The sequence below is a fragment of the Streptomyces coeruleorubidus genome (assembly GCF_008705135.1).
Lineage (GTDB): Bacteria > Actinomycetota > Actinomycetes > Streptomycetales > Streptomycetaceae > Streptomyces > Streptomyces coeruleofuscus.
In genome coordinates, this window is record NZ_CP023694.1 from 184,951 (window position 1) to 206,161 (window position 21,211).

Here is a 21,211-nt window from a genome sequence, read left to right on the forward strand (position 1 = left end):
TGCCCTCCCCTGTCCCGCGCCGCCGCCCGGCGACGTCGATCGGTCACTGTCGTACACATCCGGTTGCCCCCGATCCGCCTGGACATGTACCGCCCGGTAGAAGTTCGCGCCTCCACCAACCTCTACACATAAAGGAAAAGTAAGCGCAGAATGAACATACGCGGCGCTTACCGCACACCCCACCAGACGCGGTCGCCCTGCAAGACGAAGGAGACGAATCATGGCCAACGTCTCGCCCACCAGAGGTGACATCACCAGCCACCCTGATGCCTCCGAGATGCGGGATCGGTACGCCCGCGTGCTCGGCGGTCGCGATGTGGCGCTCGTGGACGGACCGGTGTTCCTGCTCGGTCTGTACTGCGCGGCCTCCCCGTGGATAGTCCACTACACGACCAGCCAGCCGCCGCTCGTGACACACAACCTGATCATGGGCATCGCGATCGGCCTCCTGGCGCTCGGGTTCACTCGCGCTCCGGAGCGTATGTACGGCCTGAGCTGGGCCATGTGCGCACTCGGGGTGTGGATGATCATTTCGCCGTGGGTCGTCGGCGAGAGCCCGGACGCCGGCGTCGTGTGGAACAACATCATCATCGGTGCACTGGCCGTGATCCTGGGGTTGGTGTGCGCCGGCACGGCGGCGAAGGCCTCCTCGAGGTCCTAGACCCAGCGGAAACGATGCCGAAGGCCGGTCCGCGCCCCGGACCGGCCGCTCCATGTCCGCAGCGGAGTGTCCCGGCCGGCCAAGGGCACAAGCACTACAGCGGGGTCCTGAGGAGAAGGGGCGGAGATGGAGATCGACGGCATCATCAGTGCCATCGTGATCGGCATCGTCATCGGCGTCCTGGGCCGGCTCGTGGTCCCGGGCCGTCAGCGGATCGGAATCCTGTGGACGATCCTCGTCGGCATCATCGCCGCGTTGGTCGGCTCCGCGATCGCCGCCGCGTTCGACGTCGCCGACACCAACGGCGTCGACTGGGTCGAGTGGCTCATCCAGATCGGCCTGGCCGCGCTCGGCGTGGCCGCACTGGACCGCTCGAAGGCACGCCGCTGACCGCGTATGCCGGCGACGGCGTCACGACAGCGACAGCGACAGCACGTACGTGACACGAGAAAGGCACCTGGCACCCGGCGTGCCGTGACCTGGCGGCCCGGCACGCCGGACCCGTGTGCCCGCCGGCATCAGCGGCCCGCCGACCGCATCGCGGCGAGCCCCTCGCGGCTGGACGGGTACAGCGGCGTCCAGCCCAGCTCGCGTTCCGCCTTGGCGCAGGACACCACCAGCCGCGACGACATCACCGTGTGCATGTACGACATGGGTTTCACCAGCCACAGCGGTACGGTCAGCGGCTTCGGTAGCCCGAACACCCCGGCCACGCTCTCGACATGGGCGCGAAGGCCGAGCGGGGTGCGGTCGGCGATGTTGTACGCCTGCCCGGGCCTGCCCCGTTCCACGGCGGCGACCACCGCGCGGGCCGCGTCGGTGAGTTCCACCCACGGCAGCACCCGGCCGCGGTCGGCGGGCACGGGCAGTTGCCGCCTGCGCAGCAGGGGCAGCAGGGCGTCGGTGCCGCCGGGGCCGTAGAACAGGCCGAAGCGGAGCGCGATGCCCTCCAGCGCCTCGGTCTCGAAGGCGAGCCGCTCCTTGGTCCGCATGGCCGCGATGTGCCGCTCCAGGTGCGGCGTCCTGCCGCGCGGGCCGAAGGGGTCGTCTTCGGTGACCGGGCGGTCACCGTGATCCCCGTAGCCGTAGCCGAAGACCATGGACTCCACGACGAAGCGGCGGGCACCGGTGACCCGGGCGGCTTCGAGGAGGTGGGCCGTGCCCTCCGTGCGCAGCGCGTCGGTGGCGAACATGTCCCGGTCGCGCATGGGGGGCTTGCGCAGCGCGGTCGCGGCATGGATCACGGTGTCGAAGTGGTGTCCGTCGACGGCGCGCAGCAGCGTGTCGCGGTCCATGAGGTCGGCGCGGATGCCGTTGCCGGGGCTCCTGCCGAGTCCGGTGACCTTGTGGCCGGCCTCGGTCAGGGCGCGGGTGACGTGCCGGCCGAGGACGCCGCTCGCGCCGGCGAGGAGGATGCTCTGGTTCTTCTGGATCGTCGTCATGACCATGCGACGGATCGGGCGGGCGTGGATGTGACATCCGGGCGGGGAGCGGGCGGCCGGCTACGGCGTGTACATGTACGGCGTCGTCGTGGTCAGCGGCGTGAAGCCCAGGCGTTCCAGGATGGGGCGGCTCTGGCTGGAGGCGTCGACCTGGAGATAGCGGTAGCCGCGTGCCGCAGCGACGTGGGCGCGGTGGGCCACCAGGGCGCGGTAGATACCGCGACCCCGCCAGCTCTCGACGGTGCCGCCGCCCCACAGGCCGGCGAACCGCGTGCCGGGCACCAGTTCCATGCGGGCCGCGCTGACCGGCTCGTCGCCGGCCATCGCCACGACGGCGACGACGGTGTCCGGGTCGGCCGATAGGTGGGCGAGGAGCTGGTCGCGCAGCCGGGAGCTGTCCGTGCCGAACGCCTTCTCGTGGACGTCGGCCACGAGGTCCACGCCGGTCGGGCCGGTGACCGGCTCCAGACGGACGCCCGGCGGCGGTTCGGCGTCGAGAACCAGTTCGCCGATCTCGCCGATCATCAGCGTCTCCTCGGGTTCGGCCCTGAACCCGGCCGCACGCAGCCGCTGCCCGAGATCCGCCGGCCGGTCGTGCCCGTACAGCTTCCACTCGAATTCGGCGCCGAGCCCGGTGTAGTGGGCGATCTGCTCGGCGATCGCCGCGTCCGCCGCAGCCTCGTCGAGGGCGGACCACACGACGCCGTTCCAGCCCTGCTCGGTGGCGACCCGGCGCACCACGCCGCCGGTCCGTTCGACGCGGACGCCGGGGCCGTCGGGCCGCGCCCCCTCGCGCAGCTCACGGTCGAACAGGGCGAGCAGCGCGGTGTGATCCATATGAGCCATGGGCACACCTCAGCAGGCGCCTGGCGGCCGGGCAACGCGTTTTTCGGTGCGGCCGTACGCCCCGGCGGCCGTACAGTCCTGTCGATCACGTCGTCGCCAGAGAGGACCCCGGCACCATGGTCGTGAAGGACACGGAACTGCCGTACCTCCGCCGCTGCGTGGAGCTCGCGGCCGAGGCGCTCGAGGCCGGGGACGAGCCGTTCGGTTCCGTCCTGGTCGGCGGGGACGGCACGGTCCTCGGCGAGGACCACAACCGGGTGGCCTCGGGCGATCGCACGCGGCACCCCGAGTTCGAACTGGCGCGCTGGTCGGCGGCCCGTCTCACGCCCGGCGAGCGGGCGGCGGCCACGGTGTACACCTCCGGCGAGCACTGCCCGATGTGCGCCGCCGCGCACGCCTGGGTCGGTCTGGGACGCATCGTCTACGTCGCCTCGTCCGAGCAACTGGCGTCCTGGCTGAGTGAGCTGGGAGTTCCCGCGCCGCCGGTGCGGACACTCCCCGTCCGTGAAGTCGCACCGGGCGTAGTCGTGGACGGCCCCGTGCCCGAACTGACGGAGCGGGTGAGGGCGTTGCACGTGCGGTTCCATCGGGGACGCGGCTGAGGCATCCCGGCCGGCCCCGGCCTGCCCGGCAGGCTTCCGCCACCGGGACCGCGGGGCGGGCCGCCCGAGATGCAGGGGCCGGCCGCCCGAGATGCAGGGCGCTGTGGGCGAACTTACGATCGAATTCAACAGACCAGGCCTACGCCTCGGTCTCCCCGACGGGGGGAGGCGCATGTCCTTGCTGTCAGCACGTCGGCTGATGGCCGCCCACATCGCCTTCGTCACGGTTGCCACCATCGTCTGCATGACCGTCCAGGCGTCGGCTCCGGCCTTGTGCGCAGCCATCGGACTCTCCGGCGTCGTCGCCGTGCTGATCGGCATCCGTCTCCACGCCCGCGGCACCCGCCTGGCGAGCCCGGCCGCCCTCGACCCCGGCCTCGCCACCGCACTGGACGGCCTGCCCACCGTCCTGGTCTGCCCCATGACCCAGCCCGACCGTCCACCCGGGACCGTCCCGGGTGTCCTGCTGGTCGCCGCCTATCCGCTCGCGCCCCGTGACCGGGTGGGCTTCCGCATCCAGCTCACGGCGCTCAACTCCGACGACGGCATCGCCCGCCTGAACGGGACCCTGACCCGGCTGTCCGAGCGTTTCCCGCTGCGGCTGAAGGGCTAGACGGCCATGACGACGCACAACGACGACGTGGACTGGGACCGCTGGCCGGTCGCCGACTACCTGCGCGAGAACTACCGCGAGGTGCACCCCTCGGACGCGGCGGTCATCGCGCACCACAGCGCGTTCTACCGCCGCTTCCCGCCCGGCGCCATCGCCCGCTCGGTGGAGTTCGGCGCGGGTCCCAACCTCTACCCGCTGATCCTCGCGTCCGGCGCGAGCCGCAGGATCGACGCCGTGGAGGCGGGCGCGAGCAACGTCGCCTATCTCCAGGACCAGATCTGTCACCGCCTCGACGCGAGCTGGCTCCCCTTCCACGCGCTGTGCCGGCGGCTCAACCCGGACGTACCGGCGACCCTGGCCGGGGCGCTGGCGCATGTGAACGTCGTCCACGCCGACGTCCGGTCCCTGCCCCCCGGCTCGTACGAACTCGCCTCCATGCACTTCGTCGCCGAGGGCGCGACGGAGGACTTCGCCGAGTTCGCCGACTTCTGCCGCACCTTCGTCCGCGCCGTCGAGCCGGGCGGCCACCTGGTCGCCGCGTTCATGGAGAACATGCCGACACACCGCATCGGCCCGGCCTCCCGCTGGCCCGGTTGCCCGGTCGGCCCGGCAACCGTGACCGAGGTCTTCACCCCCCTGACGCGCGACCTGGACGTGACCCACATCGACACGGACCCGACCCTGCCGGACTACGGCGACTCCGGGATGGTGCTGCTGACGGGGGTGGCGGAGGCAGTCTGACGACACCGGTCCGGGCCGCACCGACGGCCACCCGGCGGTGCGGAAACCCTCGACGGCCTCGGCCGGCGCGGCAGCGATCCGGCCCTGAACCCGCTGGTAACGCGTCGCGCTCTGAGTGGTGTCACGGGCCACGGCACGCAGCACGAACGTCAGAACGGGCGCCCCGGCGAGGAAGACGGCCACGAGCCGCCAGCCGATCAGGCCGAGCGCGACCACACCCTCGAGAGGACCGGCGAGGGCGGCGAGCAGCGCCGCACGGGCCGCCGGAGTGGTCCCCGCCTCGGCGGCGTTGCCGACCAGGCGCGCGACGAGGTCACCCGAGCCGAAGCGGTCGGCGGCCCGCGGGCCGATGCCCAGGACATGTCCGGTCAGCCGGCGGACCCCACTGGGGCCTGCGGCGGCCGCAGCCTGCGGGCCGGCCGGGCGGGGTGTCGCCGTCGACCATGGCCGCGCGCCGAGCGGGCCGATGCTCTGGCGCCCACGGCGGCTGCCCGGGCGCGGACCCGGTGCGCCGCCCACGTCCTCGCGGTCCGGCACCTCTGAGGGGCACCGGGTTGATGACCCGCCCGACCGCGCCACCACCGGCGTCGCCGTCCGGCGCGACCGCCGGAGGGACGACGCGCTTCCAGGCGTGGGAGCCGCGGCACGTGTGGGACGCCCGGTGGGACACGAAGGCTCCGCTGCACCAGCGGCGGCCCGGACGTCGTGGCGTGTCCGTCAAGTGGGACCGCGAGGGCTCCGCCCCTCGACACTCGGGAGCAGGACCTCGGCGGCGGAGCCCTGCGGAAGTCCGGCGGCAAGACCGTCGAGCCCCGGCCCGCAGGACCGTCGGTGCCCCGGCCGTGGCCGCCTCTCGTGGGGGTCGCCCCTCAGTCGTCCGCCCCCGGGCGGAACCGTCGGCGCAGGACGACTCCCCCGGCCACCAGCGCCGCGCTCGCCGCGACGGCCTGGAGGGTGTGATCCGTGCCTGTGTGGGCCAAGGCGCCGGTGGCACGGGGGGCGGCGTGCGGGGCCGGTTCGGGGGCGGGGTGAGGCCGGGGTGGGGTGGGCGGCTTCGAGGCCGGCTCCGGTGGGTGGTGAGGACGGACCGGACGGTCGCCCGGGGTGTTCGAGGACTCGTTGCCGGTCGACGGGTTGCCGATGCCGACCACGTTCACGGTGTTGCCGGTGACGTTGACCGGCAGGTCGACGGGCAGTTGCACGCCGTTGCCGGAGACCACGCCCGGTGAATCCTTTCCGCTGCCTTCCGCAACCGCGCCGCCGGTCCTGCCGGGCCGGCCGGTCCGCCCGTCGTCCTTGTTCGCGCAGCTGTTGCCCGCGGCGGGATTGAGGAGCCCCACCACGTTCACGGTGTTCCCGCACACGTTCACCGGAACGTGCACCGGCAGCTGGACGGTGTTGCCGGAGACCACCCCGGGTGAACCGGACGCCGAGCCGTCCGCCCCGGAGCCGGCGTACGCGGGGACGGTCAGGGCCATCGCGCCAGAGGCGGCGGCGACGGCGATCACTCCGTTTTGGGTAACCCGTTTCATAGGTTCCCTGCCTTCCAGACATCGTCGCGGGCACTCACCCGCACGAGATAGAACGCGGACGGCCGGTCCGAGTTATGGCTTATCCGCCTTTCACTCCATCGAGCGGCCCGGTTGTCGAACTAGCGGTAAAGCCCTTCGTATACGCGACCCGGCCGCGCAGGATAGGGCACTCCGCCCCCGCCCGCTCGTCCGGAGGCGCGGCTTCCGGTGCCCGCATATGGTGATCGAGGGCGCCGGTCCCCGGTCCGCTGCTGGGCGCCCCCCTGGAGGCATCGATGCTGGCCAAGCTGTCCACGCGCCCCTCGGTGAGGCGCTGCGCGATCCCCTGTGCGGCCGGGCTGGCCCTGCTGGGTGCGGGGCTGCCGGCCGCGGACGGCCCCGGGCCCGGCCTGGGGCGCTTCTACGACCAGAAGGTCAAGTGGTCGGCGTGCGAGGGCGAGGACATGCCGAAAGGCCTCCAGTGCGGCAAGGTCACCGTCCCCCTGGACTACGCCGAACCCGGAAAGGCGACCCTCGATCTGGCCGTGGCCCGCTACCGGGCCACGGGCAAGTCGCGGGGCTCGCTGCTGCTGAACTTCGGCGGCCCGGGCGGTCAGGGCGTGGGCCAACTCGCGATGGCCGGCAAGGACTTCATGGGCCTGACGAACGGCTACGACGTGGTCGGCTTCGACCCCCGGGGCGTCGGCCGCTCCTCGCCGGTGAGCTGCGGCAACGCCTCGGAGGACCCACTGGACCCGACGAACGACGACGCCGCCGTGGCCGATCCGCAGGCCGTGCTCGAAAAGCTGCGCGACGCGGCGGCCGAGTGCATCGAGCACTCGGGTCCTGTCCTGCCTCACATCGGCACGGTGAACGTCGCCCGCGACCTGGACGTCATGCGCGACGCGCTCGGCGACGGCAAGCTCAACTACCTGGGCTTCTCCTACGGCAGCAGGCTCGGCGCGGTGTACGCGGCCCGGTTCCCCGACAAGGTCGGCAGGATGGTGCTGGACGGCGTCGACACACTCACCGAGCCGCTGGCCGAGCAGGGTGTGGCGGGCGCCCGGGGGCAGCAGACCGCGCTGGACAACTTCCTCGCCTGGTGCACGGAGGACATCGCCTGCCCGTTCGGGCAGAATCCGCGGGAGGCCAGGAAACACGTCGTCCAGGTGGTCGAGTCGCTCGACAAGGACCCGGTGCCGACCGACTTCGGCGAGGCGTTCTCGGGCCAGGACTTCGTGGGCGCGCTCGCGCAGGGCCTGTACAGCAGGGAGCTGTGGCCCTCGCTCCAGCGGGCCGTCGCGCAACTGCTCGAGGACGGCGACACCAGCCGTCTGGAGGCCTTCGCGTCCGGGGGTGTCGGCCGCCCCCCGTGGCGGGCGGCCCACGGCGGGCTCGTCGACCCCGAGGACGTACCCCTGGACAACCCGTCGGCGGCGCTGATGGCGATCAATTGCGCGGACGATCCCGACCGCCCCTCCGCCGAGCAGGTTCGCAGGGACCTCGGCCGGCTGCGCGCCCGGTACGAGCGGGCGTCACCGGTCTTCGGCCGGTACCGGCTCACCCAGGTGCTGATGTGCTACGGCCGCCCCAAGGGCACCGACTTCATCCGTGACGAGGTCAAGGACCTCGACACCCCGAGGATGCTGCTCGTCGGCACCCGGGGCGACCCGGCCACGCCGTACCGCTGGACGGTGGAGACGGCCGAGCGGATCGGGTCGTCGGCCGTGGTGCTCGACAACCGGGGCGAGGGCCACACCGGCTACGGCTCCTCCAAGTGCGTCCACCGCAAGGTCGACGCGTTCCTGCTGTACGGCACTCTCCCGCCGGACGGCAGTTCCTGCGGCTCCGACCACGACTCCGAGTGAGCCGGTGTGGGCACGGGCCCCGTGGTCAGCCGAGGGAGACCTCGGGTGCGTAGAGGTCCAGCCACATCGCCAGGTCGAGGGCCCGCTCCAGGCCCCGGCGCGCGGCCTGGCTGCTCACGGGCGTGTCGCGGTGCGCAGCCTGCCGGAGCCGTTCGGGGTCGACGAGGTCGAAGACCGGGTGGTCCGGCCGTGCCAGGAGGTCCTTGGCCTAGTTACGGAGGGCAACCGCGTACGTGGACGGGTAGGGGCTCTTGACCCTGTCTGTACTCGACGAGCCGGTGGTCGCAGAACGGCACCCGGACCGGGCCGCGGCAGGCCACGTCTCGGCCAAAGCGTCCAAGGTCGCTGCTCGGCACTCAGGTCACGGTCGAAGGAGACCCAGCCGGTGACGCCCACATACGCATACCCCCCGCACATCAGTTGTCATGGCCATCTATATTTCGAGCAGGGATCCGCTCCCTGCCGGGGCGGGCTCCGCAGGAAATCGGCCAGCGGCAAAACCTCGCCGGCTTCCGAGACGGCGCGGCCTGATCCCCGCCCACCCGAACCGGTGGGACGGTTGCCCCAAATGCCCCAATGGGGAATCGGTTCTATCGTTCTGTCATGGAGCACGTTATGAGTCCCGCGACCCTTGCCGAGCTGCGGCGCCCGCGCCCCTACCCCGCGGTCTCCGTGCTGACGCCGACCCACCGGCGCGATCCCCACAAGACCCAGGACCAGGTCCGGCTGCGCAACGCGGTGACCGAGGCCAAGCGGCAGCTGGAGGCCGATCCGGCGATCAGCCGCGAGCGACGGGCCGAGGTCGTGCGGCACCTCGACCAGGCCCTGTCAGAGGTCGATCTGACCCACGCCGAGGACGGCCTGGCGATCTTCGCCGCTTCCGGCGAGCACCAGGTCTGGTCACTCGCCCGGTCCGTACCCGAACGCGTGGTGCTCTCCGACACCTTCCTCACCCGCAACCTCGTCTCCGCCCAGACGGCGGAGCGGCCGTTCTGGGTGCTGTCGCTCGCCGCCGACCGCGCGACCCTGTGGAACGGCGGTGTCGACCGCGTCGCCGAGCAACGCGCCGACGGCTTCCCGCTGACCCGCCGCGTGGAGAACTTCGACCCGGAACGGCAGGAGCGGATCGGCGACCTGCCGAGCGCCTTCCGGGAGGAGCGCACCCGCCAGTTCCTGCGCGAGACCGACACCGCGATGAGCACCGTCCTGCGGGAGCACCCGCGACCGCTGTACGTCACCGGCCCGCCCGCCGCCCTCGCCCTGCTGGACGAGGTCGGCAGCGCCACCAAGGGGGCGGTACACGTCCCGCACGGCGGACTCGCGCACGGGACACCCGAGTCCGTGTGGCAGGCCATCCGGCCGGTGATCGAGGAGGAGGCCCGCAGGAAGACGGAAGCCGTGACCCGCGCCCTCGAAACGGCCCGCGGGCGACGGGAGTTCGCTGCCGGTGTCGACGAGCTGTGGCAGAGCGCCCGGGACGGCCGCGTCCGGCTGCTGGCCGTCGAGGAGAACTACCGGGTGACGGTCCGCGACGCCGGGGACCATCTGATCCTCGCCGAGAGCGGCGACCTCGAGGGCCGCGAGGACATCGTGGACGAAATCGTCGAACAGTGTCTGGAGACCGGAGCCGACGTCCGCTTCGTACCGGACGGCGCACTCGGCGAGGCGGACGGTATCGCCGGCGTTCTGCGGTACTGAAACCATCGAACACGCGGTCGTCGAACACCCGCGTCAACCGGGCGCCGCTTTACCGACGGGTCATCAAACCCCCTGTGTAATCTACGACTTGAGCCTCAGGAGAGCATGCTCCGCACCTACCTCGGAGTAACTCCGTGAGACTGTGGCATATGCCAGAAGCACCACCGTATCGTGTGTTGCCGAATCCCTTACAGGGCGTCGCGGGCTGTGCAACAGTCGTAACGGTCCCTCCGTCCGCCCTGGTCGAACCGTCCCCGCATCGGAGTGCGTCATGCCGTCCCACCTCTCCGCGGACCGCCCAGCCGCCCAGCCGCCCGGACGCGGCTCGGTCGAGTCGCTGATATCGCAGACGCGGCGGCTCAAGGGCGACGTGGACGCCGTTCGGCGCGACGCCGAGGATGACGGATCGGACCACCCCCGGGGACGCTGGCAGCGCGCCCTGTACGACCTGGCCCTGCACCAGCTCAACGACCTCGACGAGCACCTGGCCCAGCTTCGGGACGGTCCCCTGCCCACGGTGGCCCCGGAACCCGCCCCGCCCGCACCCGGCTCACTGCTCAGCCGGGTCGGCAGCGCCGAGTGGAACCTGCTGACGGACGAGGCCAGTTGGTCCGGGGAGCTCTACCAGATCCTGGGCCGCGACCCCGCCGCTCCCCCGCTCACCCTCGACGAGCTGCCGTCCCTGGTGCTCGACGAGGACCGGCCGAAGCTGACGGCGATGGTCACGAACTGCCTCGTCGACGCCCGGCCCATCGACGGCGAGTTCCGCATCGCACGCCGGGACGGCGACGTACGGACCGTGCACATGATGGGCGAACCGGTCCTCGACACCGACGGAAGCACCGCCTCGATGTGGGCCGTGCTGCGGGACGTCAGTGAACTGCGCCGCAGCCAGCGGGCGGTGAGCGAGACCCGTGACTCGCTCACCGACCGGCGCCAGGAGGCGCAGACCGAGCACCGGATCGCGGTCGAGTTGCAGGAGGCCGTGCTGCCGCAGTGGCGCGGCTCCCTGCGGCTCCCGCACCGGGATCCCAGGACCCTCGACCTCGCGGCCCGGCACCTGCCGGCGTCCACGAACACGCTGATCGGCGGCGACTGGTACGACGCGCTCGAACTGACCGACGGCGAGACCCTCCTCAGCGTCGGCGACCTCACCGGACACGGCGTCGGCGTCACGTCGAACATGACGATGCTGCTCGGCGCCGTACGCGGCATGGCCATGGCCGGCGCCCCGCCCGGCCGGCTGATGGCCTGGCTGAACCAGTTACTCGACGCCACCGTGCAACCCGCCCTCGGCAGCGCCGTCTGCTGCCGCTACCGCCCCGGGACACGCACCCTGGTCTGGGCGCAGGCCGGACACCCCGCCCCGCTGCTGTTCCGCGACGGGACGGGGCGTGTGCTGAACGCACCTGACGGCGTCCTGCTCGGCGCCACCTCGGGCGCCGTCTACGGGCAGGCAGAAGAGACCCTGGAGGTGGGAGACCTGCTGCTCCTGCACACCGACGGGCTGGTGCCCGGGCACACCGGAACGGCTGCCGCGAACCTCCTTCTCGACCTGGCGCCGCGTCTGGCCGGGACCTCCACCGCGCAGGACTGCCTGTGGACGGTGGTCCAGGAGTTCGGCGAGAGCGAGCGCGCGGACAACGCCTGCGTGCTCGTCGCCAAGGTCACGGCATAGGAAACTCAGGCCTGTGCGTTGGCGCCGCCCCTGCCCTTCGTCTTCGGCAGGGCGAGCTTGATTTCCTCCCTCAGCTCCTGGATCTTCGGGTAACCGGAGTACTGGGCGGTGAGCCGGTACATCTGGCGCAGCCGGTCCCAGGTGCGGTGGGAGGAGTTGGAGCCCATCGACACCAGGGCCAGTCGCGCGTACCGGTCCGCCTGTTCGGGGTCGTCGGCGATGAAGCAGGCCGAGGCCATGGACAGGTAGTCGAAGATCTTCGACCGCTGCCGCCCGTCGATCCGCAGGGCGAGGGCCCTGTCCGCGTAGTACTGCGCGTGCACGGCCGCGTCCGGCTCGAACTCCGCCAGCGCGCGGTAGGACAGGGCCTGCATTCCGTACAAGTCGGCCTCGTCGAACAGCTGCATCCAGCTCGGCGCCGGGACGTCGCCCTTGTCGGAGACGAAGAGGTCCTCCGCCTGCCCCAGGGTGCGTCGCATCGCCTGGCCTTTGCCCATGGAGGCCTGGGCCCAGGCCTCCACGGTGCACAGCATGGCCTTGGTGCGCGGCAGCACCTCCTCGCCGGAGCCGGACTGGGCCAGCTTCATCAGGTCCAGGGCGTCGTCCGGCCGGCCCAGGTGCACCATCTGGCGGGCCGCGCGGGAGAGTGCCTCGCCCGCGCGGGGCCGGTCCCCGCCCTCTCTGGCCGCGTGCGCGGCGATGATGAAGTACTTCTGGGCCGTGGGCTCCAGGCCGACGTCGTGCGACATCCAGCCCGCGAGGACGGCCAGGTTGGCCGCGACGCCCCACAGGCGCCGCTGGAGATGGGGTGGGTGACGGTAGGCGAGCATGCCGCCCACCTCGTTGAGCTGGCCCACCACGGCCTTGCGCTGGAGCCCGCCGCCGCGGGCCGCGTCCCAGGCGCGGAACACCTCGACCGAGCGCTCCAGTTCCTCGATCTCCTGCGACCCGATGGGGGCGGCCTCGTAGCGGTCGAACCCAGCGGGGTCGGCGTGCAGGGGATGGTCGAGGTCGGGAGCGTCGGCGGTCAGGGCAGGGTCGGTGTGCAGCCAGTCGTGCATGGCGCTGCTGAGTGCGGATCCCGCGGCGAGCGCGGCGCCCGCGCCCACCAAGCCGCGTCGGTTGAGCATGAGGTCCATTCCCGTGAATTCGGTGAGGACCGCGGCGGTCCGCTCGGGCGCCCACGGCACTCCGTCGGGAGACTCCGCACTCCCGCCGCCCTGCCGTTTCCCCGCACGCCCGTGCCGGACCAGACCGAGGTCCTCAATGGTCACGACACGGCCGAGACGCTCGGTGAACAGAGCCGCCAGCACCCGCGGTACCGGATCGCGAGGGATCTCTCCCATGTCGATCCAACGCCGCACCCGGGAGGTGTCGGTCGCCAGCTGGGGATGGCCCATGGCCGCCGCCTGCCGGTTGACCAGCCTCGCGAGTTCGCCCTTGGACCAGCCGGCCAGGCCGAACAGGTCCGCGAGCCGGGTGTTGGGTTGTCCGCTCACGTCAAGCCCCCAGGTTCTCGGCTGAGTTGACAGTAGCCCGGGGAGACTTGCCGGGCGACTATTCGCCAGGGTTCGCCAGGGTGCGCCAGATGGTGTGCCACTGGTCATCGGGTGTCAGGTAGGAACGCGCCACCCCGACCCGGTCGCCGCAGGGACATTCCCCAGGGTGCTCCCGGGAGCCCGGGCCGGGTGGTGCGTTGTCTCGCAGGCACACGAAGGGATCTGTTCAGCCCATGTACACAGCATCGTCCTCCGTGTCCGCACCGCCCCGGTCGCTGCACCCCCGTCCCACGGACAGCGGCCCCTATCTCGCCCCCGCGCGGCCGGCGGCCCCCGTGCTCGGTGCGGGCAGGGCACGGCGCGGCGCGGTACTCGGCACCCAACCGCTCAGCGGGAGACTCGACTTGTCCGGCCCCCAGGGCGCGCAGCTGCGCACGGCGATCGCGTCGGTGCACCGCATCTGCCCGGAGTTCGCCCCGGTGCAGGTCCTGCGCCGCAACGGACGGGCCGTGCTCCTGGTCGGTACGACCGGTCGCAGCTCGGCCGTCGCCAAGTGTTTACTGGACCACTCCCCCGCCTGGTCCGAGCGGATCCGCCACGAGATAGCGGCGTACCGCTCGTTCGTCCGGCATCGCCCTCCGGTGCGGGTGCCGAGACTGATCGCGGCGGACCCGGACAACTGCACACTGGTGATCGAGCGGATGCCGGGGCGGGTGGCGGCGCTCCAGCGGCACCCGGCCGAGGCGCCGCCGCGGGCGGACATCAGGGCGGCACTCGGCGCGATCTGCCGGCTGAACGCCTGGCGGCCGCCGGCGGGCACGTTCGACGCCCCGCTGGACTACGCGGCCCGGATCTCGCGGTACCACGAGCTGGGCCTGCTCACCGACCGGGACCTGGGTGACCTCCAGAAACTGCTGCACGGCATCGCTCAGGCGGCCGGGCGGCAGGGCATGGGCCAGTTCTGCCACGGCGACGCACTGTTGTCGAACATCCTCCTGTCACCGGCCGGTCCAGTGCTGGTGGACTGGGAGCACGCGGGCTGGTATCTGCCGGGGTACGACCTGGCGACGCTGTGGTCGGTGCTCGGGGACGCACCGGTCGCGCGTCGGCAGATCAGCCAGATCGCCCAGTCGGCGGGTCCGGCGTCCAGGGACGCCTTCCTGGTGAACCTGATGCTGGTGCTGACCCGGGAGATCCGTACGTACGAGACGGCCGTGCAGCGTTCCATGCACGACACGACCCCGGCGGCACCGGGTACGGCCCACCCTGGTGCTGCGCCGTCCGGCGAGGAGCAGCGGCTGCTGCTGCGGCGGCTGCATGACGACTGCCAGATGGCCCGGCGGGCCGTGCGCGCGGCGGTCGGGACTCGCTGACGGGGACGAAGAGGCCGCTGTGTGCCTGGTCAGGCGCACAGCGGCCCTTTCGTGTGCGGGCTGCCGCCGGGTTCAGCCCTGCTGGAAGAGCTCCGCGGGCAGCGGTTTGAGGAGGGCGTACAGGTCGTCCGTGATGGGGCGGTCCCAGGCTGCGATGGTCACCAGGACGTTGTCGCTGCGGTCGAACTGCACGCAGGAGATGCGGCTCTCGGAGAGCTTGACGCGGCGCACGATCAGGAGGTTGTCGCCCTGCATCACCGGCATGTCCTCGGTGCTGACGACGGTGATCTCCTCGTCGTTCTCCAGCGCCAGCAGCAGCTGGGCCACCTCGAAGGGGACCTGGCCCTCGGGGACGTCCCGGGCCGGTGAGCCTTCCGGCAGATTGCCGATGATCATCGCGGGGCCACGGCCGCCGAAGAGGTCGTAACGCAGGAAGACGCCCTGGCAGGTGCCGTCGGGTGCGGGCAGCAGTCCCGCACCGAGGTTGCCGGGCCAGTCGCCCGGGTCCATGGCCAGTACGTCGAAGTCGGGCCCGGCGGGCGTGGCGCTGCGGCGGCGGAGGAACGACATGCCGCCATGGTACGTGGCCCGGCCTGCGAAGTGTCGGGAGGGCGGCGACCGATCGGTCCTACGTTGTCGTACGGTGCCGTCGGTGGTGGCGGGCCACTCGGGCGCGGTTGCCGCAGGACGGTGTGCACCACTCCTGGCGCGGGTGGTCCTTGAGGAAGTACCGCACGCAGCGGGGCGCGTGGCAGGCCCGCAGCCGGTCGCGGTCGGGGCTCGCGAGGAACGTGATCACGGCGTGTGCCAGGGCGGCCGTCAGGTCGTCGCCGCGGCGCACGGGCTGCGGCCGGACGTCGGGTCCGGCCCCCTCGGGCCAGTCCAGGACGGGCACGGTGGGGGTGCGGGCGGCGGCCTCGTTGAGGCGCCGTACGGCCTCGGGTAGGGGCAGGAGGCGGGTCGCGTCGGCGGGGCTCGGCTCGCCGGGGCGCACGGCGCGGGCGAAGAGCGCGCGGACGGCGGCCCGCAGGTCTCGGACGGCGGCGAGCTGCGCGGCGTCGGCGGTGAAACGGCCGGCGTCCGGCAGGACCTCGGGGTGCGCCCGGACCCAGGCGGTCAGGCCTGCCGGTTCGGTCAGGTCGTCGGCGACACCGCCGTTGCCGTCGTGCCGGACGGTGAGGGCCAGGTCCAGGGCGAGCCGGGCGTCCCTGCTGATCGGTTCCCGCATGGGCCTAATGATAGGCCTGCCGGTATCCATTACAGCGGGGTCAGTCCTCCGGCGGTGCCGGCGGGACCACCGCGACGGGGCTCGCGGCGTGCAGCAGGACGGCGTGGGTGACCGAGCCCAGCATGCGGGCGGGCGCCAGCAGGTGCCGCCGGTGGCGGCCCACGACGACGAGGTCGGCGCCCGGGGAGGCCGCCACCAGGTGTCCGGCGGCGTCACCCGCCGCCGGCAGGGGCTCGACCTGGACGTCGGGGTGCCGTTCACGGTACGGGGTGAGGAAGCCCTCGGCGAGGATGCGGGTCTCGTCCTCGATGACGTCCTGGTCGACGATCGGCGGGGGCAGTTCGCCGGGCGTCATCCAGGGCTGCGCGGGCCACGGATAGGCGGCGACCGCCTGGAGCCGGGCGCCGCGCCGGGCGGCCTCGGCGAAGGCGAACTCGAGCGTGGCCTCGTCGGGGCCGTCCACCTTCAGGCCGACGACCACGCGCGAGCCGGGCCCGGCCGGGCCCCCGCCCCGGTCCTCGCGCCCGGGCCGGGGCACCACCACGACGGGGCATTCGGCGTCGCGGGCGGCGGCGATGCCGTTGGAGCCGAGCAGCAGGCTGGCGAAGCCGCCGCGGCCCCGGGAACCCAGGACCAGCAGCTGGGCGGAGGCGCTCTGTTCGGGCAGGACGGCACCGGGCGCACCCTCCAGGCCGAGGTACTCCGTGTCCGGCAGGCCGCCGAGTTCCTCCAGATCGGCCCGGACCCGGTCGAGCACCGGGTCGTCCTGCGGGTCCGGCGGTGCGGCAGCGAGGACCTCGGGCTGCGCCCAGTGGGCGTACTGGCGTACGTGCACCACACGCAGGGGCGCCGAACGCCTGCGGGCCGCGTCGAGGGCCCACTCCAGGGCGCGCATGCTGTGGTCCGAGCCGTCGACCGCCGCGATGACCGGCAGGGTGCTCATGGGTTCCTCGCCTTCCGGAATACGACCGTGCCTCCGGGCCAGCCTGGCTCAGGCGCGGGCCCCGGAGGACGTCTCACGTCGCGTGTCCGGAAATGCGGGCGGAACACGCCCGGATCGGCCGTGGGGTCACGGCCGTCCGGGACGGTTCGCGTGGTGCCGCGATCGAGATCGCACGGCGTCGCGTCAGGTGAGGTCGAACTCCCCCTCCCGCGCTCCCGACACGAACGCGCCCCACTCGGCGGGCGTGAAGATCAGGGAGGGGCTCTCCGGGCGGGCACTGTTCCGCATGGCGATGAAGCCTTCCACGAAGGCGATCTGGACATCCCCCCGCCCCCGGCTGCTGGACTGCCACTGTGCGTTGGTGAGGTCCAGCTCCGGCTTGTCCCAGCCCGTGAGCGGGCGCTGCTGGGTGGTGGTCTCGGCCACGTCCGTGCTCCTCCCGATTCGTCGTCCGCGGCCAGCCTAGCGATCGCGCCCCATGGCCAACAGGGCACGTGAGGGGGACCTTTCAGGAGTCCGGCGGTTCGGCTCCCACGAGCCACATGGAGAAGAACTGCGAGCCGCCGCCGTAGGCGTGGCCGAGGACCCGGCGGGCGCCGTCCACCTGGTGCTCCCCGGCCTGTCCGCGCACCTGGAGCGCCGCCTCCGCGAAGCGGATCATGCCGGAGGCGCCGATGGGGTTGGTGGACAGCACGCCGCCCGACATGTTGACGGGCAGGTCCCCGTCGAGTTCGGTCACGCCCGCCTCGGTGAGCTTCCACCCCTCGCCCTCGCCTGCGAAGCCGAGGTTCTCCAGCCACATCGGCTCGTACCAGGAGAACGGGACGTAGATTTCGGCGCCGTCGATCTCACGGCGCGGGTCGGTGATGCCGGCCTGCCGGTAGACGTCGGCCGCGCAGTCCTGGCCGGCCTGCGGGGAGACGAAGTCCTTGCCGGCGAAGAGGGTCGGTTCGCTGCGCATCGCGCCGCCGAGCATCCAGGCGGGGGGTCGCGGTGCCCGGGCGGCTCCGGCGCGGTCGGTGAGGACCATGGCGCAGGCACCGTCGGAGGAGGGGCAGGTCTCCGAGTAGCGGATCGGGTCCCACAGCATGGGCGAGGCCATGACCTTGTCGAGGGTGATGTCGTGTTCGTGCAGGTGGGCGTAGGGGTTCTTCAGCGCGTTGCGCCGGTCCTTGTAGGCGACCAGGGCGCCGACGGTCTCGGGTGCGCCGCTGCGTCGCATGTACGCGCGGATGTGCGGGGCGAAGAACCCGCCGGCTCCGGCGAGCAGGGGCTGCTGAAAGGGAATGGGCAGCGACAGGCCCCACATGGCGTTCGACTCGGACTGTTTTTCGAAGGCGAGGGTGAGGACGGTGCCGTGGACGCGGGCCGCGACGAGGTTGGCGGCGACGAGCGCGGTGGATCCGCCGACCGAGCCCGCGGTGTGCACGCGGAGCATGGGCTTGCCGACGGCGCCGAGGGCGTCGGCGAGGTAGAGCTCCGGCATCATGACGCCCTCGAAGAAGTCGGGCGCCTTGCCGATCACGACGGCGTCGATGTCGGCCCACGTCAGCTCGGCGTCGTCCAGAGCCCGTCGGGCCGCCTCCCGGACGAGTCCCGCGATGGACACGTCCCGGCGTGCCGCGACGTGCTTGGTCTGGCCGATGCCGACGACGGCCACGGGCTCCTTGCTCATCGGGGTTCCCCTTCGAGTACGGCGACCAGGTTCTGCTGGAGGCAGGGGCCGGACGTGGCGTGGGCGAGGGCGCGGTCGGACTCGCCGCGGTGGATGCGGGCGGCGGCCTCTCCGATGCGGATGAGACCGGCGGCCATGATCGGGTGGGCGGCGAGGGCACCGCCGGAGGGATTGACGACGACCCCGTCGTCGAGGCGGAGGGCCTTGCGCAGGACGATCTCCTGGGCGGTGAAGGGCGCGTGCAGCTCGGCGGTGTCGACGGGCCGTTCGAAGGCACCCGCCCGTTCGGCGGCCAGGCGGGTGGACGGAGAGTCGGTCAGGTCGCGCACGCCGAGGCCGTGTGCCTCGATGCGGTGGTCGATGCCGCGGATCCAGGCGGGGCGCGGGCACAGTTCACGGGCCCGGTCGCCCGCCGCGAGGACGACGGCGGCGGCCCCGTCGCCGATGGGCGGGCAGTCGCCGGTGCGCAGGGGCCGTACGAGGTAGTCGCCCTGCGGGGCGGGCTCCTTGAGCTGCGCATGAGGGTTTTCCGTCGCCGCCTCGCGGTTGCGGGCGGCGACGGCCGCGAGGGCGGGTTCGTCGGTGTCGCCGGCGTCGATGAGGGCCTGCGCCTGGAGGGCGGCGAGTGCCACGGAGTCGGGCCACAGGGGGGCCAGGTAGTAGGGGTCGAGCTGGCGGGTGAGGACATCGCGGACCGAGCCGGGCGAGGACTTGCCGTACGAGTAGACCAGGGCGGTGCCGGCGTCGCCGGTGAGGAGTTTGGTCCAGGCCTCGTACAGGGCCCAGGCGCCGTCCATCTCGACGTGCGACTCGGAGATCGGGGGCCAGGCGCCGACGCCGTCGAGGGCGAGGGTGAAGGAGAAGGCGCGGCCGGCGAGGTAGTCGCTGGAGCCGGAGCAGGTGAAGTCGATGTCGGCGGTCTTCAGGCCGGTCCGGTCGAGGACCTCGTGCAGTACCGGCATGAGCATCTCCACCTCGGAGAGATCCTCGCTGGTGCGCCGGTGATCGGTCTGGGCGAAGGCGACGACGGCGATCTGGCGGTCCCCCGGTGCGCTCGTCACAGCAGCTCCTTGTAGGTGTCGTAGTCCGCGTCCGGTTCGCCCGTCGGCCGGTAGTGGTCGGGGTAGCGGGAGCCTTCCGTCCACACCGGTTCGACGCGCAGCCCCATGCGGACCTCGTCGTACGGGATGCCGCCGATACGGCCGTGCAGCGCGAGGTCGGCGCCGTCGAGGGCGATGTGGGCGTAGACGTAGGGCACCTCGATGTCGAGGTTCTTCGCCTTGATGTTGACGATGCAGAACGTGGTCACCGTGCCGCGCGGGCCCACCTCGACCTGTTCGGATGTGGCCACCCCACATGTGGGGCACGCACCCCTCGGCGGGACGTACACCTTCCGGCAGGACGGGCAGCGCTCGCCGACGGTCCGCCGGCCGGAGAGGGCGTTGATGTAGGCGGTCTGCGCGCGCCCGGGCGAGTAGGTGTAGTCGAGGCGAGCGGCAGCGACGATGCCGGTGACCGGGTCCTCGAACTCGCCCGTGTGCCCGGCCGGTTGGGCCCGGTCGCCGTCGTACGGCTCGAAGCAGGCGATGTCCGTGATGGCGCCGGTGCGTTCCGCCGCCCAGCGGATGCGGACGCGCATGCCGGTGTGCACGGCGTCGGGGCCGGGGGCGTCGAGGGCGTGCAGGAGGGCGGTGTCGGCGCCGTCGAGACGGACAAGGACCCAGGCGAAGGGGGTGGTGAGGGGCTGGCCGCGGCGGGGGGCGTGGTTCCAGGCCCAGGTGGTGACCGTGCCGGTCGGGGCGACCTCGACGAGGTCGCGGATGTCCTCGGCGGTGACGGGGTCGTACTCGACGGGCGGGACCAGGGTGCGGCCGTCGGCGGTGCGCACGCCGAGGACGACGCGTTCGCGCAGGCCGGTCAGGAAGGCGCTCTGGACGGGGCCGAGGGAGCGGGTGAAGGGGAACTCGACGACGAGGGGGGCTTTGAGGACTTCGGGCATGCCGGAGGGCTCCTTCGGTCAGGCGCGCTTGTAGACGGGCGGTCGTTTCTCCGCGAAGGCGCGGGCGCCCTCCTTGGCGTCGGCGGTGTCGAAGACCGGCCAGCCCCGGGTGAGTTCGGCCGCGAGGCCGTCGGATTCGGTCATCTCGGCGGTCTCGTAGACGCAGGCCTTGACGGCCTCGACGGCCAGCGGGCCGCAGGAGTTGATCAGTTCGGCGATCTCCAGCGCCTTCGCGAGCGCGGTGCCGTCCGGGACGACGTGTCCGATCAAGCCGATGGCGGCGGCCTCGCGGGCACTGTAGGGGCGGCCGGTGAGGAGCATCTCCAGGGCGTGGGTGCGCGGGATCTGGCGTTGCAGCCGGACCGTGGAGCCGCCGATGGGGAACAGGCCGCGCTTCACCTCGAACAGGCCGAAGGTCGCGGACTCGCCGGCGACGCGGATGTCGGTGCCCTGGAGCATCTCGGTGCCGCCCGCGACGCAGTACCCCTCGACGGCGGCGATCACCGGCTTGCGCGGGCGGTGGTGGCGCAGCATCGCCTTCCAGTGCAGGTCGGGGTCGGCCTTGAGCCGGTCGCGGTACTCCTCGCCGGCCATGCCGTTGCCGGCGAGGGCCTTGAGATCCATGCCCGAGCAGAACGAGCCGCCCGCGCCGGTGAACACGATCGAGCGGACCGAGTCGTCCGCGTCGGCCTCCAGCCAGCCGTCGTGGAGGCCGACGAGCATCGGAAGCGAGAGCGCGTTCCTGGCTTCGGGCCTGTTGAGCGTGAGCACCAGTGTGGCGCCTTCGCGCCGCACGGTGAGGTGTTCCGTCCCACCCATGGCCAACTCCCCTCT

The 21,211-nt window shown here is 72.3% G+C and carries 21 protein-coding genes and 2 pseudogenes; 9 read left to right on the forward strand and 14 right to left on the reverse strand.

All coding sequences use genetic code 11. From position 1 onward, the window contains the following. The first annotated feature begins 220 nt into the window (after nucleotides 1-220). Together CP976_RS00935 and CP976_RS00940 are read left to right on the forward strand one after the other, a co-directional pair. The gene (locus CP976_RS00935; RefSeq protein ID WP_150478541.1) at nucleotides 221-661 is read left to right on the forward strand and encodes an SPW repeat protein; all 441 of its coding nucleotides are present in this window, start codon (nucleotides 221-223) and stop codon (nucleotides 659-661) included. Nucleotides 662-787: 126 nt separating this feature from the next. Further along, complete coding sequence (locus tag CP976_RS00940; protein ID WP_086848919.1) at nucleotides 788-1,051, forward strand: GlsB/YeaQ/YmgE family stress response membrane protein; 264 nt, start codon at nucleotides 788-790, stop codon at nucleotides 1,049-1,051. 128 nt (nucleotides 1,052-1,179) lie between these two features. On the opposite strand, the gene CP976_RS00945 is transcribed toward CP976_RS00940, so the two are convergent. Both CP976_RS00945 and CP976_RS00950 read right to left on the reverse strand, forming a co-directional pair. Then, nucleotides 1,180-2,103: an NAD-dependent epimerase/dehydratase family protein gene (locus CP976_RS00945; RefSeq protein ID WP_150478542.1), complete on the reverse strand. Its 924-nt coding sequence runs from the start codon at nucleotides 2,101-2,103 to the stop codon at nucleotides 1,180-1,182. Between the two features lie 60 nt (nucleotides 2,104-2,163). Further along, complete coding sequence (locus tag CP976_RS00950) at nucleotides 2,164-2,940, reverse strand: GNAT family N-acetyltransferase (protein ID WP_150485159.1); 777 nt, start codon at nucleotides 2,938-2,940, stop codon at nucleotides 2,164-2,166. Between the two features lie 125 nt (nucleotides 2,941-3,065). On the opposite strand from CP976_RS00950, the gene CP976_RS00955 reads away from it, so the two are divergent. The 3 genes from CP976_RS00955 (at nucleotide 3,066) to CP976_RS00965 (ending at nucleotide 4,905) form a co-directional block, all read left to right on the forward strand. After that, complete coding sequence (locus CP976_RS00955; protein WP_150478543.1) at nucleotides 3,066-3,551, forward strand: nucleoside deaminase; 486 nt, start codon at nucleotides 3,066-3,068, stop codon at nucleotides 3,549-3,551. A gap of 178 nt (nucleotides 3,552-3,729) precedes the next feature. Next, the gene (locus CP976_RS43215) at nucleotides 3,730-4,164 is read left to right on the forward strand and encodes a hypothetical protein (RefSeq protein WP_190147070.1); all 435 of its coding nucleotides are present in this window, start codon (nucleotides 3,730-3,732) and stop codon (nucleotides 4,162-4,164) included. 6 nt (nucleotides 4,165-4,170) lie between these two features. Then, entirely contained in the window at nucleotides 4,171-4,905 is a 735-nt protein-coding gene (locus CP976_RS00965; RefSeq protein WP_150478544.1) for a class I SAM-dependent methyltransferase, read from the forward strand. Nucleotides 4,906-4,941: 36 nt separating this feature from the next. Here the strand turns inward: CP976_RS00965 and CP976_RS43465 are convergent. Next, a pseudogene (locus CP976_RS43465) lies at nucleotides 4,942-5,283 on the reverse strand (ABC transporter ATP-binding protein); the annotation flags it as partial. A 491-nt stretch (nucleotides 5,284-5,774) separates the two neighbouring features. Next, on the reverse strand, nucleotides 5,775-6,437 hold the full coding sequence (locus CP976_RS00975) for a chaplin (RefSeq protein WP_150478545.1): 663 nt from the start codon (nucleotides 6,435-6,437) through the stop codon (nucleotides 5,775-5,777). Between the two features lie 275 nt (nucleotides 6,438-6,712). Here CP976_RS00975 and CP976_RS00980 point away from each other — a divergent pair, with 275 nt between their 5' ends. Then, nucleotides 6,713-8,284 (forward strand): alpha/beta hydrolase, encoded by a 1,572-nt coding sequence (locus tag CP976_RS00980; RefSeq protein WP_150478546.1) that lies wholly within the window; start codon nucleotides 6,713-6,715, stop codon nucleotides 8,282-8,284. 25 nt (nucleotides 8,285-8,309) lie between these two features. Here CP976_RS00980 and CP976_RS00985 read toward each other — a convergent pair. Then, nucleotides 8,310-8,586, reverse strand: a pseudogene (locus CP976_RS00985) (asparagine synthase (glutamine-hydrolyzing)); the annotation flags it as partial. Nucleotides 8,587-8,887: 301 nt separating this feature from the next. On the opposite strand from CP976_RS00985, the gene CP976_RS00990 reads away from it, so the two are divergent. Then, nucleotides 8,888-9,982 (forward strand): baeRF3 domain-containing protein, encoded by a 1,095-nt coding sequence (locus CP976_RS00990; RefSeq protein WP_150478547.1) that lies wholly within the window; start codon nucleotides 8,888-8,890, stop codon nucleotides 9,980-9,982. A gap of 271 nt (nucleotides 9,983-10,253) precedes the next feature. Beyond that, entirely contained in the window at nucleotides 10,254-11,660 is a 1,407-nt protein-coding gene (locus CP976_RS00995) for a PP2C family protein-serine/threonine phosphatase (protein WP_150478548.1), read from the forward strand. Nucleotides 11,661-11,665: 5 nt separating this feature from the next. Here CP976_RS00995 and CP976_RS01000 read toward each other — a convergent pair whose 3' ends face one another. Beyond that, the gene (locus tag CP976_RS01000) at nucleotides 11,666-13,159 is read right to left on the reverse strand and encodes a DNA-binding protein NsdB (RefSeq protein ID WP_150478549.1); all 1,494 of its coding nucleotides are present in this window, start codon (nucleotides 13,157-13,159) and stop codon (nucleotides 11,666-11,668) included. Between the two features lie 233 nt (nucleotides 13,160-13,392). On the opposite strand from CP976_RS01000, the gene CP976_RS01005 reads away from it, so the two are divergent. After that, nucleotides 13,393-14,532, forward strand: coding sequence for an aminoglycoside phosphotransferase family protein (locus CP976_RS01005; protein WP_150478550.1), 1,140 nt, complete (start codon nucleotides 13,393-13,395; stop codon nucleotides 14,530-14,532). Nucleotides 14,533-14,604: 72 nt separating this feature from the next. Here CP976_RS01005 and CP976_RS01010 read toward each other — a convergent pair whose 3' ends face one another. The 8 genes from CP976_RS01010 to CP976_RS01045 all read right to left on the reverse strand — a co-directional run bounded on the left by CP976_RS01010 (nucleotide 14,605) and on the right by CP976_RS01045 (nucleotide 21,196). After that, nucleotides 14,605-15,102, reverse strand: a complete 498-nt coding sequence (locus CP976_RS01010; RefSeq protein WP_150478551.1) for a glycosyltransferase family protein — start codon at nucleotides 15,100-15,102, stop codon at nucleotides 14,605-14,607. A 58-nt stretch (nucleotides 15,103-15,160) separates the two neighbouring features. Then, nucleotides 15,161-15,760, reverse strand: a complete 600-nt coding sequence (locus CP976_RS01015) for a CGNR zinc finger domain-containing protein (RefSeq protein ID WP_150478552.1) — start codon at nucleotides 15,758-15,760, stop codon at nucleotides 15,161-15,163. A gap of 40 nt (nucleotides 15,761-15,800) precedes the next feature. Then, nucleotides 15,801-16,703 carry a universal stress protein gene (locus CP976_RS01020; protein WP_150478553.1) on the reverse strand — a complete coding sequence of 301 codons (903 nt, stop codon included), beginning with the start codon at nucleotides 16,701-16,703 and terminating at the stop codon, nucleotides 15,801-15,803. A gap of 183 nt (nucleotides 16,704-16,886) precedes the next feature. Next, nucleotides 16,887-17,129 (reverse strand): DUF397 domain-containing protein, encoded by a 243-nt coding sequence (locus tag CP976_RS01025; protein WP_010033039.1) that lies wholly within the window; start codon nucleotides 17,127-17,129, stop codon nucleotides 16,887-16,889. Nucleotides 17,130-17,211: 82 nt separating this feature from the next. Continuing rightward, nucleotides 17,212-18,378 (reverse strand): thiolase domain-containing protein, encoded by a 1,167-nt coding sequence (locus CP976_RS01030; protein ID WP_150478554.1) that lies wholly within the window; start codon nucleotides 18,376-18,378, stop codon nucleotides 17,212-17,214. After that, nucleotides 18,375-19,439, reverse strand: a complete 1,065-nt coding sequence (locus CP976_RS01035) for a thiolase domain-containing protein (protein WP_150478555.1) — start codon at nucleotides 19,437-19,439, stop codon at nucleotides 18,375-18,377. The genes CP976_RS01030 and CP976_RS01035 overlap by 4 nt, the downstream gene beginning before the upstream one ends. Next, entirely contained in the window at nucleotides 19,436-20,377 is a 942-nt protein-coding gene (locus CP976_RS01040; protein WP_150478556.1) for a Zn-ribbon domain-containing OB-fold protein, read from the reverse strand. The genes CP976_RS01035 and CP976_RS01040 overlap by 4 nt, the downstream gene beginning before the upstream one ends. A gap of 18 nt (nucleotides 20,378-20,395) precedes the next feature. Continuing rightward, the gene (locus CP976_RS01045; RefSeq protein ID WP_150478557.1) at nucleotides 20,396-21,196 is read right to left on the reverse strand and encodes a crotonase/enoyl-CoA hydratase family protein; all 801 of its coding nucleotides are present in this window, start codon (nucleotides 21,194-21,196) and stop codon (nucleotides 20,396-20,398) included. Nucleotides 21,197-21,211 lie beyond the last annotated feature (15 nt).